Origin of the sequence: Paenibacillus algorifonticola (assembly GCF_000971975.1) — a bacterium.
GTDB classification, from domain to species: domain Bacteria; phylum Bacillota; class Bacilli; order Paenibacillales; family Paenibacillaceae; genus Pristimantibacillus; species Pristimantibacillus algorifonticola.
Genome location: NZ_LAQO01000052.1, coordinates 31602 through 47363, shown reverse-complemented (window position 1 = coordinate 47363; position 15762 = coordinate 31602). Strand labels below are relative to the sequence as shown.

The window sequence follows — 15762 nt, the reverse complement described above, 5'->3', positions numbered from 1 at the left end:
CCCCTGTCACTAGTAGTGTACTTCATACACTCTCTTAGTGTCCAAGTTCTCTAGGGGGCTAAATAGATATTCGCTTCCATCCTACATTCAGGAGACTTCCAAGCACAATAGTATTCTTATTGCTTGGGATCCTGCAGGTGCTGTCTGTTATGATCAGTTAAAGAAATGGTGCACAGATCCGTCCACCTAACGAAAGGGGTCATGTCTACGTGATCATTACAGATGGAGCGAAAGCTTATATTGCATAAATGATGAATCAAGCAGGGGTGTGTACCTAGAGGATATTCGCTGGAAGTACGGGTTGCTGCGGACCAAGCTTTCAACTATCCCTTGCAGAAAGCTTGGTGAATGATGTTATTAGCAAAATTAATCAGATTAAAGTTGCACACGATCCCCAGATTGCTGAGCAGGCTTATCACATTACGTTATATGTTGAACGTTATCAGGATGGGGTCACGCTAGTCTTAGGTGGAGGCTCGGCTTATTGTTAAGACAGCTCAAATGAGGTGGGAGCATAGTGAATTACCTCTCAATAGTAGAAGATTAGTTTGGTAATGAAATTGTTGACTATCACATGAGTCACAGAAACGACAATACGTTAGTTTTACAGACTTTCGAGAATACGTTAATAAATGGTGTGTTGTATCTGAAGCTGATCTGAGATTATCCGATACTAATCAATCTATTAGTTTGAATGCTGCACTTGAGGCGGCGTATGATGACAAGTAATATTGTCATTGATGAAGTTAAGAATTTATCTAAAAAATATAGGTTTAGTAAAAAAACGTAGATGAATACCTCGCAGGCAAAAGCGTGATGATATTCTTTCGTCATTTGTGGCGGTTGGACTTAAAGGTCTACCTTTGATAGTAGATGAAATCAGAAGTTAGAATCTCTACGAGCATGATTGCACTATGTTTAAGACACTATCCAAGTGGGCATTGGCCTATGAGTTATTATGGCCGCAGCATGTTGAATAGCAATGTCACGTCGTTGGAGGAACCGACGGAGATAATCTTTTTATTGGCTGGTTTGACAAATTCCTGTACTTTTTCTGCCAGTTCCGAAACAGTCACAATGACGTCTGCCTGACGAATAGCCTTTTGAAGAACTTCTTCTGGCGATGAAGTGTCGACTACATCAATTTCCGCTAAAGTCATTCGTTTGATTTCATCTAAATAAAAGACACATGAAATGGTTCTGCATTCGATAAAGAGATATCGCAATCTCTTTGCAAGCGGCTGGCTAAATAGCTGTATATAAGCAAATCCAGACAATAGGACTTTCTCTGCATTAAACCCCGAATCGTAGACCTCCTTGATGGTTTTTTCTATAAATGAAAAGTAGGGATTATTTTTCTTGAAATTTTCAATGCTGCCTTCATTGGCAACTTGAGTTCCTCTACCCTTTTGAATCAACAATAGACCTTCTTCTTTCAATTGCGAGTAGACCCATTGAATTGTGTTTCGGTTAATGGCAAGTTGTTCTGCCAACTGATTGGTCGATGGAAGGGAATCACCCGGTTTTAGAATATCTCTGCCAATCAACCATTTAATCTGCTCTTTAATTTGCACATTAATTGGCAGAGATGAGTGAGTATCAATTTTAAATAGCAAACGTGAGTGTTCCATGGCTGCATTCCAACTTTCTCGCTTACCTAGTTTTCTGGACAACCTAAGTGTAATCAAGCGGAAGCAAAAAATCAAGCGACGGAAAGATTCATTGTGAATACGCCTTATTATAAAAGCACATTGACAAAAGAACTAAAAAACGATAACTTATGTGAATGGTTAACTAATCAACTATGTAATTAGTCAACTTTTTAGTTTAATGTTTTACGAGTCATATCTTAATAGGAGTGTGCTAAAATGGCTGATTTAAAAACAAATGTAAAGATTGTTTGGTATCCAGACGCAAAAGGCTACGGGAAAATTGAATCAAATTACCTCAAAACCAATATTGCGATACCTAAAGCACTAGGAGGAAGCGGAGAGGGCTCCGATCCTAAAGAATTGCTTGTTTCTTCTGCAGCATCTTGTTATATCATGACTCTCGTGTATTCGCTTCAAACCCAAAAACTGGATGTCGCTGGGATCTTCATGGATTCGGAAGCAACCAACTCCAAAGAAGATGGATTTATAATCGTTCATTCCCTTCAAGTTGTTTTGCCTGCTGGTGCGACGGAAAAACACATCAAGGCTATGAATGGAGCAATGACGGCTGCAGATCAAGCATGTGAAGTAGGAAATCTGTTGAAAAAAGCAGGCGTTCAAATCAAAATTGAAGGCAAGATAGCTACAATTTAAGAAAACGACTTAGTCAACCAGCATGTGGAAGAATCGGTGCTTGATTGGTGATGTAAAAAAACAAGTTAGAGAGAATTCAAGCTCATTTTTTAAAATTAGTTAAGCTTACTTTACGTACCTGGACCGAGAGCCACTCAGAAAATTTTGTATAAGTCGGCCGTTCACCGTATAAAATAAGCGCAGAAACGTGGGACAGTATGAAGGTTAAACAAATTAGGAATGCAACGGAAATTGCTTGAAAAACTGGAGTTCAAATCTACGTCAATGGTGATGTCTCATTAATCATTTATCAATTTCGAAGAAATCCAAGTATGCCGAAGTCCTTCTTTGCCAAGCAGTTGTGCGTGCAGGAACAACATACCGAACTTAAAGCTAGTTGGTTTGAGTTAAGTCGTAAGAATAAATAGTGTTACAATGACAGCATATTGTAGGATGTGTTATAATACTCACACATTTCTGCCCTAGGACTGTTTTAAGGCAACAATACTAAAATTCACAACTGTCCATTATGAAGGTTAAAGTTATCGAGATAGTTAATTATTTATGAGGAAAATACTCTAGGCAAGAATGCTGAGGGTAATGATGATGACTATACCTGGATATATTTCAATTATCCCGCCTTTTTGCCAGAAGATTGAATTTAAAGTTTGAAAATAGAGGTGCATACATTGAGTGGACTACAAATAGACAAAGCCCTGAACAATAATGTTATTATTGCGCAGCATTCAGAGCATGGCGAGGTCGTTGTTATCGGCAAAGGTATAGGTTTTAACCGTAAAGCAGGCGACATCATCTCACTATTGGCCGTGGAAAAAATGTTCATATTGAAAAATCAGGAGGAGCAGGAGCAATACAAACTGCTACTTCCCCAAGTAGATGAAGAATTGATCGAGATTATTAACGAATTGCTTTTGCATATTACCGAGCATAAGAACGTATCTCTGAATGAGCATATTCATATTGCGCTGACTGACCATATTTCTTTTGCCTTAAAGCGCAAGAAGCAGGGGATCGTCATTCAAAATCCTTTCCTTTATGAAACAAGGGAACTTTACCCTGATGAATATCGCATAGGGGAGTATGCAGTTCGTATGATTGAGAAAAAATTGGGCGTAGATTTAGGGGTAGATGAGATTGGATTTATTGCCCTGCACATCTACAGTGCAGTGTCCAACCAAAACATTATGCAAGTAAAGAAGCAATCACAGCTAATTAACGAACTGGTTGGCATCGTTTCAAATCAATTAAATTTTCCTTTTGAGGTGGGGTCATTAGATTATTCCCGTTTGATTACACATCTTCGTTTTGCATTGGAGCGCATTATTAGAGGGGAAAAGTTGCAGGAATTAAAGAAAATGGATTTATTACTAAAAATCGAATATCCAGAGATGTATTTACTCGCATGGAAACTGACAAAAGTCATGGAAAATAGACTTCGACTTCCGGTATATCATGCAGAATTGGGTTATTTGACTATACATTTACAGCGTTTGAATCAAAAGAAAGAAGAGAAATGGGAGTAAACCTTTCAAGAGAAATCTCAAGTTAAGGAGATTTGAAAAAAGGCTTGCACTGTACAATATAGTAGTGCTACAATGAATTTCGCATCAAAGAATTAGATATACGACGTGTTACTGACAAGATCAGGCATGAGTTATATAGAGTGTGATTGTAACAGCTTTTAACGGGCATGATGTGCCTGAAGGCTTATACAACTCGCTTTATTAATTCATGCTTTTTTGCTGTTCCCATTTCATTTTACAAGGAAAAGCGGATGTATGTGCTCTTACATTGGACAAAGCTTTGGGATTTATAAGTGGATATTAAAAATTTTAGATGGTAAAGCCGAAAGGCAGAGCGACATTTATGGAGGTTCGTGTAGAATGGAGGAAGGTCTACCTTACAACATTATTGCAGCCTACGGCGGCAAAAAAAATATCAAACATCTAGATGCTTGCAACACCCGTTTGCGTGTAGAAGTATATGACAAATTCGAAGTGAAAAAGGAGTATTTGAAACAACTGGGTGCAGCAGGGGTGTTTGAAGTAGCTAATAATGTGCAGGCGATATTTGGAATAAGTTCAATTGCAATTAAGAACCAACTGGAAGATATTCTTACGGGACGACAGTCAGTGGAATTTTCTTTCGAGCCGATTCCACCAAAGGAGATGGCACATGGGGAACAGAGAGAACGAATTATTTCCGAAGATATCGTGATGCCGGTATATGGTGAGCTTCTCGATATTACGTTTGTACCTGATCCGCTTTTTTCAGAAAAAATGATGGGTGACGGTTTTGCTGTTTTGCCTTATGAAGGCCATATCTCTTCTCCAGTATATGGAAGAGTGTATAATGTATTTCCTAGCAAGCATGCCATTGGAATCAAGTCAGACGGGGGCAAGGAGGTGCTTATTCATATAGGAGTTAACACAGTAAAGCTGAAAGGTTTCGGTTTTAACTTGCTTGTTGAGCTAGGAGAACGGGTTTATGCTGGACAGCCAGTTGTAGAAGTCGATTGGGAGTATTTACGAGAAAATGTCCCATCTATTCTAACTCCAATCGTTTTTACTAATTTACCCCAAGGTTCAACGGTTACGCTTATTAACAGTGGTGTACTCAAAATGGGTGACAAGCCAATAATTGAGATACAATAGGGAATATTATAATGATGGCAAACAGGTGTAGTAAATGTATACAAAGCATTAATCAAAATAAATGAGAGCGAGATGATTACAATGCAACAAAATTTCAAAATTACAGACGAAGATGGTATTCACGCACGTCCGGCGACAGCATTGGTAAATACAGCGAGCAAGTTCATAGGGGCAGAATCATTTGCTGAAGCAAATGGAAAAAAAGTGACTCTTAAATCAATCCTTGGTGTCTTATCTTTAGGTTTGGCTCAAGGCGATATTATTAGTATCATAGTTGAAGGTGAAGGCGCAGCAGAAGCACTACAAGCACTAACTGATGTGATGGTAAATGAAGGGCTGGGCGAGGTCCATGATTAAGGTCTCAGGCATCGCTGCTTCAGCAGGCATTGCCATCGCCAAGGCGTTTATTTTGGAGCATCCCGATTACTCTGTAGAAAAACGTCAAATTAATGATGTCATAACAGAGATCGCTAAATTCGACACTGCTCTTGGGAAATCCAAGGCTGAGCTTGAGGCAATTAAAGAGCATACTTTGCAAGAGCTGGGTGAGAAAAAAGCAGAGATTTTTGCTTCGCATTTGCTTATTCTAAATGATCCGGAATTGATTAATCCAGTAAAAATAAAAATCGAATCGGAACTGGTAAATGCGGAATTTGCATTGAACGAGACGGCTTCCCAGTTTATCGAAATGTTTGAAAATATGAAAAGTGCCTATCTACAGGAACGTGCAGCGGATATGCGCGATGTGACCAAACGTGTGCTAAACCACCTGCTTGGTATTGAATCCACGAATCCTTCTGATATAAGTGAGGAAGTAATTGTGCTAGCGGAAGATTTAACACCTTCCGATACTGCTCAATTGAATCGCAATTACGTTAAAGGTTTTGCCACTAATATTGGCGGACGTACATCTCACTCTGCAATCATGGCTCGTTCCCTTGAAATTCCCGCCGTTGTGGGAACCAAGAATATTCTTATTCAGGCCAAACATGGAGATCTCATCATTGTAGACGGTTTGAATGGACATGTAGTGGTTAATCCATCGGATGAAGTTGTAGCTGAGTACCGTTCTAAACAGAAGCAATACGATGTACAGCGTGCTGAATGGAGAAAACTGCGTGACCAGCCTACCATAACGATGGATGGAGTTCACGTGGAGTTGGCTGCTAATATTGGAACACCTAATGATATTACCGGTGTATTGGAAAATGGCGGAGAAGGCGTAGGTCTTTACCGTACCGAATTTCTGTATATGGGAAGAGATAAGCTGCCTTCCGAAGATATTCAGTATAACGCTTACAAAACAGTGCTCGAAAAAATGGAAGGCAAGCCTGTAGTTGTCCGTACCCTTGATATCGGCGGAGATAAGGAACTGCCGTATCTTTCTTTGCCGAAGGAAATGAACCCGTTTCTAGGTTTCCGTGCCATTCGTTTGTGTCTGGATCGTAAAGATATTTTTCGTACTCAGCTCCGTGCTTTACTCCGTGCAAGTATTTATGGCAATTTACGCATCATGTTTCCGATGATTGCGACACTCGGAGAATTCCGTGAAGCGAAAGCCATTTTACTTGAGGAAAAGGATAAGCTGATTACTGAAGGTGTTACGGTATCCGATAGCATTCAACTCGGTATAATGGTGGAAATTCCTTCGACGGCGGTTATGGCGGATCAATTTGCCAAAGAAGTGGACTTCTTTAGTATTGGCACCAATGATTTGATTCAATACACGATGGCAGCTGATCGCATGAACGAGAATGTGTCCTATTTGTATCAACCGTACAACCCAGCCATTTTGCGTTTAATAAAAATGGTTATCGACGCAGCACATCGTGAAGGACGCTGGGTAGGAATGTGTGGAGAGATGGCTGGTGACGAAACAGCAATTCCATTGTTAATTGGTCTCGGACTGGATGAATTTAGCATGAGCGCGACATCTATTTTGCCAGCTCGCAGCCAAATTACGAAGCTGTCCCGCGCCAAAATGCAACAAGTTGCTGCTCAAGCATTAGAATTGCAAACTGCTGAAGAAGTGGTCGAATTGGTTCAGGGTGGTTTGATATATTTGTGGTTATAGTGTGTGTTTCGAATACTATGAAATAGAAGAACCACTATATTCAAAAATTCATGCACTGATCCTAAGTAAAGGGGTAGGAAGGAGTCTACTCAGTAAAACCTGAAATAGATCCTGCACATCCTTTCACTGTATGATCAAATGGTATAGGAAGATCACAAATAAAATCCGGCTTCGATAGCCGGATTTTATTTGTGATCGCATTAGTTTAAAAAGTATCTCTGAGCCAATGGCAGTTCATCAACAGGCTGACAGAGGAGGGTTTCTCCATTCAATATCATATCTTTCTTGCTTACATTTCGGCAACCGACAACGGGCTTAAGCTGCTTGGTGAGCCCAAGTGGAGTCAAGGTACCCTTGTGTGGCGCAGATCGCCGAACGAGCTTTTCCATAGCTACCGAACCTTTTAAATGGTGTACGAGTCTCCGTCTTCAGGTACAAACACGTTATCTGAAATACCTTTTTCATCTACAAAATTTTTCAATTCTTCTCTGGACAGTCCCCAGTGGTTTACAGCTTCCATATGCACAGAAATAATTTTAACGTTAGGGGCCACTTTGTAGACTTCATAAATATCATCTTTCTCCATAACCAGCGAGCCCATTTGAAGGATTTGATTGTCCCCGCCGTTAACAACAATGACATCCGGTTTGTACGTAGTTATTACTTCATGAATAGCTTCATACCATACTGTATCGCCAGCTACGTACAAGGTTTTCTCACTGGAATGCTTAAAAACAACTCCGCAAACTAATCCAGTCATTTTCAAGAGTTCTCCTCTTCCATGTTCGCCTGTAGTCTTAACCAACTGGATACCATTGAATGCCGTGTCTTCCTGAAGTACCTCGACATTAGTAAAACTATCTTTTTGAACAATATCAGCATCTTCTTGATTTTGAACGAACATTTTAATGTCTTTAGGTATGATTTTCTTAGCTACATCATCGTAGTGGTCTAAATGAAGGTGAGTAAGGATAACCGCGTCTAGATTACTCAACAGGCTTTCAATAGATACAGGAAGATCTACCAATGGATTGCGATCTTCTCTTATTGAATAAGAAAATGGAGGATATGTTCCTTTTTCTGCTAAGAATGGATCAACTAAAAATTTATATCCAGCATATTCAATCACGATTGTTGCATTTCGAATCTGTTGTATCTTCATTTTTTTGTTGTAGCTCCTTTTCTAAATGATTCTTTTATAGTGTACATACTCAATTCAGACTAATACATAAATTAATTCAAGTGTTTTCGATGTTTTAGTTTATTTAAGAAAGTAGTAAGTATTTTAGTAAAAGGACATTTAGAAGTATAGTTCGTAATGCAGTAAGTTTGACCGTAAGTCAGTGTATTTCGTTCACTATGCAAATTCTATTTTTATATAAAACTTTCAACTATAAAGTAAAAGCGCGAAATTACTTTATTTTCTCTATGTAACAATTGATTGAGAAAGTATACATTTATTTGGCATACAATCGAGAGAGATTATACATTCAATCTGAAATATTATCTTTTTCTAAGTTTGTATAAAACTAGATTTTTTGAGGTGTAATCATGAAAAAATTTGATATATCTGTTTTATCAGTTGCTCCATTAAGACAAGGAGAAACAATGAAAGAAGGGATTGATTCCGCAGTATCTTTAGCTAAAGCTGTAGATAAAATGGGTTATAAACGGATTTGGTTTGCAGAACACCATAATCACGATGCTTACGCAAGTGCAGCCGTCGTTTCAATTGTACAACACATATTATCAAACACTGAGGATATTCGTGTAGGTTCAGGTGGTATTATGTTACCCAACCATTCACCTCTAGTTGTAGCTGAGCAGTTCGGAACACTTGAAACGCTGCACCCAAATCGAGTAGATTTAGCATTAGGGCGTGCACCTGGCACGGATCAAAAGACTGCTGAGGTGATTCGACGGTCAAACCATCATGGCGTATTTTTCTTTGAACGAGAAGTAAAAGAAATCTTGCGATATGTAGGAAATGAGAGCGTTCAAGGGGAGGTTCGTGCTTATCCAGGTATGGGAACGAATGTGCCAATTTTTGTATTAGGCTCCTCGACAGGTTCAGCTAAAATCGCTGCAAATCTTGGTTTACCTTATGTATTTGGTGCACAATTCTCACCTCACGAAATGAGCGAGGCGCTGGCTATTTACCGAGAAAACTTCCAACCGTCTGATCATCTGCAGGAACCATATGTGATGGCTTGTATTTGTGTGATCGCAGCTGATTCAATGGAAGAGGCGACACTAATTTCTGCGAGTCATTTGCAAGTATGTATCGATATTTATACAAATAATTTAAGCCAGCTTGTTCCGCCGACTGAAAACTTCCTTCAATCTTTATCTCAAGCTGAGCTGGAAATTATCTATCATCGACTAGGGTATACACTCCTAGGTGATGCAGACACTCTTCGGCGTGATTTAATTGAATTTCAGCAGACTTATCAGGTAGATGAAATCATTGTAATATCAAATATTTACGAATCCAAAAAGGAAATTCATTCTTATGAAATTTTAAAACGCGTTGTGGATGAGTTATTTGATCAGAAGCTACATGAAGAAAGTTAATTCAGTCATCTGTGAAATAACAATAATTCCAGGAAGAAGCAGGATTCATTAAGACCTGCTTCTTCCTGGAATCATCATGTAACTTAATATCTAATCACTGAAAGCTGTTCAAGTGTTTAAACTGAAGGTTATTGTATAAATTAACTGATAACGCTTTAATCCCCAATATATTACTGTGTTAATTCCACCGAGCTCAGAAAACTTTCTTTATTCTCCGCTGGCTTTTCAGTTTGATTCACCGTTTTTCTTAAATAGTCAGTTCCCCAGTTCTGCAATTCGATCAAAATGGGTACTAGACTCTCACCCAACTCTGTCAACATATATTCGACTTTTGGTGGGACTTCGGGATACACTCTGCGGCTAATTAAATTGTCTTCTTCAAGCTCGCGCAACTGGCGGGTCAATGTTCGGTGAGTAATATTCGGTAGTGCTCTTTGAAGCTCATTAAAGCGTTTGACTTTATGTGAGATTAAATGATAGAGAACCAGTATTTTCCACTTCCCTCCAATAAGATTAACGCTTGCTTCGACCGGACATTGGCCTTCGAATGCTTCAATTTCATTTTTCATATTACCACTCCTTAGAGGATACTGTATGTCGCGACTGTCCTTACTTATGCGGCAAATTTTTAACTTCCATCGAAAGCGATGTGAACTACTGAAATCCAATTATAAACTTTCATAAATCAAGCAGAAAGTATGAAAATCGATATTAATGAAGAGATTTTTATCCGATGTAAGTGCTAGAATAATTACATAAAAAAATAGTAACGCTACAGATTCTTTCAAACTCACTGAAGCCTCTAACGAAATTTGTGAGGGCATTCTATTTATATAAAACACAAGGGGAGTATAGAAAAACAAATACATTTTTTCATATGAAGTAGTGTATCATTGGGCATTTTATAGAACAGAGAAGTTAATACATTTTCATCATTATTATAAAATGTAGTTAGGAGAGTAAACTTATAAGTTGATAAAATCTAAAATTTCTATTAGTAAGCACACTTTCAAATATCCAGTTTATTAATAACAGTTGAAAGTTTGTAATTGGCATGTTTATTTAAGTCGACTAGAAAATCATTTAGATAATCATTCGATGGAAACCTGCACTCCAAAATATAACATCCCTCTCCACTAATCCTATAGTTATTTATTATATAGTTCATTTGTGTCTTTATAAAAGAGAGATAAAATTGATGGTTTGTTTCTTTTGTGAATATTGTAATAAAAGCGTGTATATAGCAGCTTAATTTAGCTTGATTCACTTTAATGGTATATCCCTCAATAACTCCATTGTCTTCTAATTTTGCTACTCTGGACGCAGTAGCTTGTCCAGTCATATGAATTTTTGTGCCAAGTTCTTTCATAGTAACTCGACTGTTATTGGATAATTCATCTAATATTCGACGATCAGTATTATCTAACATTTTTATTCCTTTCTTTAATCAAGTAATTATCAGATATCTTTGCTTGATTTTATTTTATCCCCAACACAACAAGTATAGTCTGATTTTGAACAATAAACCACGCGCAAATATGTGAATTTATAAAAGCTTCTTTAGAATGATGAAAAATATTGATGATGCATATCAAGTCGGTTAAATACTCAACTAAATATACAAGGAGAATAATCATGAACCAGTTAAATCCTAAACTATGGACGAAAGAGTTTATTTTTCTTTCAGCCGTTAATTTCTTTATAACATTAATTTTCTTTTTATTAAACGCGACAATTACCCTTTATGCCATTAATGAATTTAATGCAACCTCCAGCCAAGCAGGTATTATTGCAGGTGTTTTCATTATCGGATCATTAATAGGTCGGTTATTAACAGGACGACTTGTAAAATCAAAAAAAATCTTGATTACTGGATTGCTTTTTTTTATTTTAACAACATTACTTTACTTCATTCATTACAATATTTCTTTTCTCATTTTAAGTCGATTTGTAAATGGGATCACAGTCGGGATGGCACAAACTGTTGTAGGTACAGTTGTAATACTCACGCTTCCTGCATCTCGAAAAGGTGAAGGAATTAGTTATTTTGCAATTAGTACCGCTTTGGCTACCGGTATAGGTCCATTTATTGGAATGTATATGAGTCAGAATGCAAATTTTAATATGATATTTTATTTCTGTCTCTTGCTCGGAATTATTAATTTTATAATTGCAATTTTCATGAATATTCCTGTAGCTAAGAACACTGAAACAAAAAAAGGAAAGGGACTAAAACTTTCTGACTTTATAGAACTGAAAGTGTTACCAATTGCAATTATCGCATTTTTGATGAGTTTTTGTTTCTCTGGTATAATTTCGTATTTAAACGTCTATGCTTTGGAATTAAAATTAGTAAAAGCAGCAAGCTTTTTCTTTATGGTGTATACAGTTTTTGTCCTAATATCGAGGCCATTTACAGGCCGGATAGTGGACAAAAAAGGAGCAAACATAATCATGTATCCAGCTTTTGTTATTTTCGGGGCAGGTTTGCTCCTTTTAAGCTCGGTTACTAGTGGCGTTACTTTGTTATTGGCAGCAGCATTGGTCGCTCTAGGTTTTGGTAATATTTCTTCTATATCTCAAGCTGTATCTATCAGTCTAGCCGAACCTCACCGAATTGGTTTAGCAACTGCCACTTTCTTTATATTCATAGATTTAGGGAACGGATTTGGGCCATCTGTTATTGGTGCGATAATTCCATATACAGGATATAATGGTTTGTATGCAGTACTTGGATTAATTGTTTTATCAACTTTTGTTTTTTATTATTACTTATATGGTAGAAAAGAAGGTGCAATTCGAAAACAAATGTCTACAACAGAATGATAACAGGTGGCTACATGCTTGCGACTAACGATCCACACATGAATCAAAAGACATTTGGTAATCTTGACTGGATGTGCATAATAATTAATAGGTCAGATATTGAGATAGTTATACAATAAGACGATCTAACTGCGGTCCTGCTCCTGTCAAGTAGACAGGACATAAACATGAACTTCAGCTGCGACCGTTTCTTCTTACTCTACTGGGGACGGTCGTTTAGTCTCTTTTGAATCAAGTTTGACTATTGAGAATGTAGTGGGTAAAGATCCGTCTCCTGTCTCAGCTATCGAGTGCTTTCGATTCCAAGGAGTAATACCGAAAGGTTTGTCCCAATTTAACTAACAGAAATCTAACTGCTCAACTAAAAGAAAAGAGATGACTTTTCTTATCTATTGAAAAAGGAATGAGAAGTACTTACAACTTAATATAGGTAAATACCGGAGATGAGTGATGCGTAAAGCAAAATAAACTGAACCATGTGGAGTGCCGAACAGTCTTGACCGAGTGGCTAATTGATTCTCTTTGAAATTCTCCAAATTGCCTACGTTGTATGCCTTTCAATCAAAGTATATTCCAGAGGAATCAACGTTTTGTCAGTTGAATGAAGCATGTTCTGTAGAATTAAAAATGCATTCTCTGCCTGCTGATCAACAGGATAGTGAATAGTTGTAAAATCCAGTAAATTCGCCACCTCGGTGTTATCAAATCCGATGATCGCAATGTCCCCTAGAACCGAAAATTTGGCCCTCCTTATTTCAGTAATAAATCCGGCTGCCGCCTCATCATTAGCGCAGAAAATAGTATCGGGTCTGTTTGTTTGTGCAATCCACCATCTTGCAAGTTCTTCTCCGTCTCGTACATAAATCTTATCCTGAAAATTCGGAAATTCCACCGTCAATTTATATTCGACAACGAAGTCAGCGTATGCTCTCATGCGCTCTTTTGTGTTAAGTCCGTTAGATATTGGATATACACTAAGCCTAATCGTATACGTGTGCGCTTATTGCAACAACATGTCGAATAACAGAGTCACATCTTGGGAAGAGCTTACCGATATCATTTTTAATTCTGAAGATCCAGCTTTCTTTTTTACAACTTCCGTCATTTCGTTTACGGTCACTACCACATCAGCTTTTTGTATAGCTTGAAAAAGTTCTTCGTCTGGTGATGAGATATCAATGGTTTGGATATCTGCGGAAGAACGACGCTGGATTTCGTCCAAATAAAAGCGGCATGCCATAGTTTTGCATTCAATGAAAAGATAACGTTTTCTTTTCTCGTGTTTGGCTCCAAATAATTGTGTATATGCAAATCCTGACAACATGACATTTTCTATATTGAAACCTTGTTCAAATGCGTCTTTTACGGTCTTCTCCACGAATGAAAAATAAGGATTTTGCTGCTTGAATTCCTTAATCCGATCTTCAGTGGCTATTCGAGTTCCTCTTCCTTTTTGCATGATCAGCAGCCCTTCTTCTTTGAGCTGTGAATAAATCCACTGAATAGTGTTTCTATTAATAGAGAGCTGCTCCGCCAATTCATTCGTTGAAGGCAAAGCATCATCCGCTTTCAGAAAGTCTTTACTGATCAACCATTTAATTTGCTCTTTGATTTGCACATTAATAGGCAGTGGGGATTGGGGATCTGTTTTAAAAGGCAAACGAGAATGTTCCATATAACCATCCAACTTTCTGGGTTAACTAGTATTCTAGATAAGCTTAATATTAAAACAATCGTTCACAAAAATCAATGAAGGGCGTAACACAATAAGAATAATGGTTTTATATGAGAACAGGTCATCTTGACAAATAAAAACCAATCAAATATCATTGGTCTAGTTAACTAATTAACTATGTAACAATTCATTAAAAATCTAATTATTGTACAAAGGAGTGATTTTGTTGAACTGGAAAGAGATGTCGACACTGGACCAATGGAAAGAAGTATTGGAACAGTCGACTCAAGGTGGAAAGGTAATACTCAAGCATAGCACTACATGCCCGGTGAGTGCGAATGCACGAACGGAATGCGAACAATACCTCAAAGAGAGCCACAATGCCGACATTAATTTTTATCTTGTTAAGGTCATTGAATCGAGACATGTGTCTAATCAAATTGCTCAGGATCTTGATGTTAAACATGAATCTCCTCAAATTATCTATGTTAAGAACAAAGAGAAATTTTGGACTGCGTCTCATTGGTCGATTACAAAAGAACACATAGCCGCTGTTTTAAACTAATAACTGCAACTTTATAAACCTAAAATGAAGGATGGTATACAATGGATTATTCACAATTTGCCAAACAGTTAGAGATCACTCGCGGAAATTTATACAACGTACTGGAATCGGTATCCGAAACCAGCGCTGACAATCAACCAGCCGGATTCAGTAACACAATACGTTGGAATGTCGGACACATTCTTACAGTAGCTGAAATGTTTATTTTCAACGATCGCCAAACTTCCGGCCTACCTAAGGATTATAACAACTTGTTCGCTCCCGGCACCAAACCGTCTGACTGGACAGGGGAATCCATTCTGTTGGCGACATTGCTTGCGCAGTTGCATGATCAGGCTGTACGCATCAAACAACACGTGGAGATTCGTTGTGGAGAAACCTTGCCCGAACCATTGAAATTAGGACCTTTTCTCCAATTGAATAGCATGGGGGAAGTGTGCCATTTAGCCCTGTTTCACGAAGCGATGCATACGGGATTCATCCATGCCTTAAAGCGCATCGTCTAAGGAAGAATGACTGGAAATGAATATTTCATAAATATTCTAATAAAAGGAGCGGATCAACATGGCCGATATGAAATCTAATTTGAACACTGTATGGTATAAAGACACTAAAGGTAGCGGCAGACTGAAGGCAGATTACCTTAAAACGAATATCGCGATTCCCGAGTCTTCGGGAGGGAGTGGGGAAGGAGCCAATCCTAAAGAATTGTTGGTTTCCTCTGCCACTACTTGTTACATCATGACACTCGTGTATATGTTGGAACAGAAAAAACTGTCAGTTACTGGAATAGTGATGAACACAGAGGCTGTAAATTCCAAAGAAGAAGGATTACGAATCGTCCATCTTCCTCAGGTTATATTATCCGCGAATTCCACTGAAGAGCATCTTCAGTCTGTCCGCAAAATCATGATTAGCGCGGAGCAGGCGTGTGAAGTAGGAAATCTACTCAAAAAAGCAGGCGTTCTGATTGAAGTCGAAGGCAAAGTAGAGATTGAATCTGATACAGATTTAGTAAGCCAATACATTGAGGAAAACCAACTAAACTGGGATTGACGTTCATTCATATTGCAGGATCGTCAGTGAGG

16 protein-coding genes are annotated in these 15762 nt (G+C 38.1%); 10 read left to right on the top strand and 6 right to left on the bottom strand.

Annotation, left to right across the window (positions count from 1 at the left end):
* Positions 1-956 precede the first annotated feature (956 nt).
* Complete coding sequence (locus tag WH37_RS31125; RefSeq protein ID WP_046234547.1) at positions 957-1631, bottom strand: GntR family transcriptional regulator; 675 nt, start codon at positions 1629-1631, stop codon at positions 957-959.
* 237 nt (positions 1632-1868) lie between these two features.
* Between WH37_RS31125 and WH37_RS31120 the strand changes: the two genes are divergently transcribed.
* The 5 genes from WH37_RS31120 to ptsP all read left to right on the top strand — a co-directional run bounded on the left by WH37_RS31120 (position 1869) and on the right by ptsP (position 7034).
* Entirely contained in the window at positions 1869-2306 is a 438-nt protein-coding gene (locus WH37_RS31120) for an OsmC family protein (RefSeq protein WP_046234546.1), read from the top strand.
* Positions 2307-2974: 668 nt separating this feature from the next.
* Entirely contained in the window at positions 2975-3829 is an 855-nt protein-coding gene (glcT, locus tag WH37_RS31115) for a glucose PTS transporter transcription antiterminator GlcT (RefSeq protein WP_046234545.1), read from the top strand.
* Between the two features lie 360 nt (positions 3830-4189).
* Positions 4190-4960, top strand: coding sequence for a PTS sugar transporter subunit IIAB (locus tag WH37_RS31110; protein WP_052737363.1), 771 nt, complete (start codon positions 4190-4192; stop codon positions 4958-4960).
* 81 nt (positions 4961-5041) lie between these two features.
* Positions 5042-5317, top strand: a complete 276-nt coding sequence (locus tag WH37_RS31105) for an HPr family phosphocarrier protein (protein WP_046234554.1) — start codon at positions 5042-5044, stop codon at positions 5315-5317.
* On the top strand, positions 5310-7034 hold the full coding sequence (gene ptsP, locus WH37_RS31100; protein WP_046234544.1) for a phosphoenolpyruvate--protein phosphotransferase: 1725 nt from the start codon (positions 5310-5312) through the stop codon (positions 7032-7034). Before WH37_RS31105 ends, ptsP begins: the two co-directional genes overlap by 8 nt.
* Positions 7035-7437: 403 nt before the next feature.
* Here ptsP and WH37_RS31090 read toward each other — a convergent pair whose 3' ends face one another.
* Positions 7438-8196 carry an MBL fold metallo-hydrolase gene (locus WH37_RS31090; RefSeq protein WP_046234542.1) on the bottom strand — a complete coding sequence of 253 codons (759 nt, stop codon included), beginning with the start codon at positions 8194-8196 and terminating at the stop codon, positions 7438-7440.
* A gap of 389 nt (positions 8197-8585) precedes the next feature.
* Between WH37_RS31090 and WH37_RS31085 the strand changes: the two genes are divergently transcribed.
* The gene (locus WH37_RS31085; protein ID WP_046234541.1) at positions 8586-9608 is read left to right on the top strand and encodes an LLM class flavin-dependent oxidoreductase; all 1023 of its coding nucleotides are present in this window, start codon (positions 8586-8588) and stop codon (positions 9606-9608) included.
* Between the two features lie 170 nt (positions 9609-9778).
* Here WH37_RS31085 and WH37_RS31080 read toward each other — a convergent pair whose 3' ends face one another.
* The gene (locus WH37_RS31080; protein ID WP_046234540.1) at positions 9779-10177 is read right to left on the bottom strand and encodes a winged helix-turn-helix transcriptional regulator; all 399 of its coding nucleotides are present in this window, start codon (positions 10175-10177) and stop codon (positions 9779-9781) included.
* Between the two features lie 440 nt (positions 10178-10617).
* A complete protein-coding gene (locus tag WH37_RS31075) occupies positions 10618-11037 on the bottom strand; it encodes an Lrp/AsnC family transcriptional regulator (RefSeq protein ID WP_046234539.1) in 420 nt (139 codons plus the stop codon).
* 206 nt (positions 11038-11243) lie between these two features.
* Here WH37_RS31075 and WH37_RS31070 point away from each other — a divergent pair, with 206 nt between their 5' ends.
* Complete coding sequence (locus WH37_RS31070) at positions 11244-12434, top strand: MFS transporter (RefSeq protein WP_046234538.1); 1191 nt, start codon at positions 11244-11246, stop codon at positions 12432-12434.
* 541 nt (positions 12435-12975) lie between these two features.
* On the opposite strand, the gene WH37_RS31065 is transcribed toward WH37_RS31070, so the two are convergent.
* Both WH37_RS31065 and WH37_RS31060 read right to left on the bottom strand, forming a co-directional pair.
* A complete protein-coding gene (locus WH37_RS31065) occupies positions 12976-13368 on the bottom strand; it encodes a substrate-binding domain-containing protein (protein ID WP_052737362.1) in 393 nt (130 codons plus the stop codon).
* 66 nt (positions 13369-13434) lie between these two features.
* Positions 13435-14109: a GntR family transcriptional regulator gene (locus WH37_RS31060; protein WP_046234537.1), complete on the bottom strand. Its 675-nt coding sequence runs from the start codon at positions 14107-14109 to the stop codon at positions 13435-13437.
* A gap of 226 nt (positions 14110-14335) precedes the next feature.
* Here WH37_RS31060 and ytxJ point away from each other — a divergent pair, with 226 nt between their 5' ends.
* Genes ytxJ through WH37_RS31045 form a run of 3 tightly spaced genes read left to right on the top strand, consistent with a single transcriptional unit; the run spans position 14336 to position 15730 of the window.
* Complete coding sequence (ytxJ, locus tag WH37_RS31055; protein ID WP_046234536.1) at positions 14336-14674, top strand: bacillithiol system redox-active protein YtxJ; 339 nt, start codon at positions 14336-14338, stop codon at positions 14672-14674.
* A gap of 41 nt (positions 14675-14715) precedes the next feature.
* Positions 14716-15180, top strand: coding sequence for a DinB family protein (locus WH37_RS31050; RefSeq protein ID WP_046234535.1), 465 nt, complete (start codon positions 14716-14718; stop codon positions 15178-15180).
* A gap of 58 nt (positions 15181-15238) precedes the next feature.
* On the top strand, positions 15239-15730 hold the full coding sequence (locus tag WH37_RS31045; protein ID WP_046234534.1) for an OsmC family protein: 492 nt from the start codon (positions 15239-15241) through the stop codon (positions 15728-15730).
* The last annotated feature ends 32 nt before the right edge of the window (positions 15731-15762 follow it).

Excerpts from the sequence above, each read along its gene's own strand:
- WH37_RS31090 (WP_046234542.1), bottom strand. The coding sequence starts at position 8,196 with ATGAAGATACAACAGATTCGAAATGCAACAATCGTGATTGAATATGCT.
- WH37_RS31085 (WP_046234541.1), top strand. The coding sequence starts at position 8,586 with ATGAAAAAATTTGATATATCTGTTTTATCAGTTGCTCCATTAAGACAA.
- WH37_RS31110 (WP_052737363.1), top strand. The coding sequence starts at position 4,190 with ATGGAGGAAGGTCTACCTTACAACATTATTGCAGCCTACGGCGGCAAA.
- WH37_RS31045 (WP_046234534.1), top strand. The coding sequence starts at position 15,239 with ATGGCCGATATGAAATCTAATTTGAACACTGTATGGTATAAAGACACT.
- WH37_RS31075 (WP_046234539.1), bottom strand. The coding sequence starts at position 11,037 with ATGTTAGATAATACTGATCGTCGAATATTAGATGAATTATCCAATAAC.
- WH37_RS31065 (WP_052737362.1), bottom strand. The coding sequence starts at position 13,368 with ATGAGAGCATACGCTGACTTCGTTGTCGAATATAAATTGACGGTGGAA.
- WH37_RS31105 (WP_046234554.1), top strand. The coding sequence starts at position 5,042 with ATGCAACAAAATTTCAAAATTACAGACGAAGATGGTATTCACGCACGT.
- WH37_RS31120 (WP_046234546.1), top strand. The coding sequence starts at position 1,869 with ATGGCTGATTTAAAAACAAATGTAAAGATTGTTTGGTATCCAGACGCA.
- WH37_RS31080 (WP_046234540.1), bottom strand. The coding sequence starts at position 10,177 with ATGAAAAATGAAATTGAAGCATTCGAAGGCCAATGTCCGGTCGAAGCA.
- WH37_RS31060 (WP_046234537.1), bottom strand. The coding sequence starts at position 14,109 with ATGGAACATTCTCGTTTGCCTTTTAAAACAGATCCCCAATCCCCACTG.
- WH37_RS31070 (WP_046234538.1), top strand. The coding sequence starts at position 11,244 with ATGAACCAGTTAAATCCTAAACTATGGACGAAAGAGTTTATTTTTCTT.
- ptsP (WP_046234544.1), top strand. The coding sequence starts at position 5,310 with ATGATTAAGGTCTCAGGCATCGCTGCTTCAGCAGGCATTGCCATCGCC.
- WH37_RS31050 (WP_046234535.1), top strand. The coding sequence starts at position 14,716 with ATGGATTATTCACAATTTGCCAAACAGTTAGAGATCACTCGCGGAAAT.
- WH37_RS31125 (WP_046234547.1), bottom strand. The coding sequence starts at position 1,631 with ATGGAACACTCACGTTTGCTATTTAAAATTGATACTCACTCATCTCTG.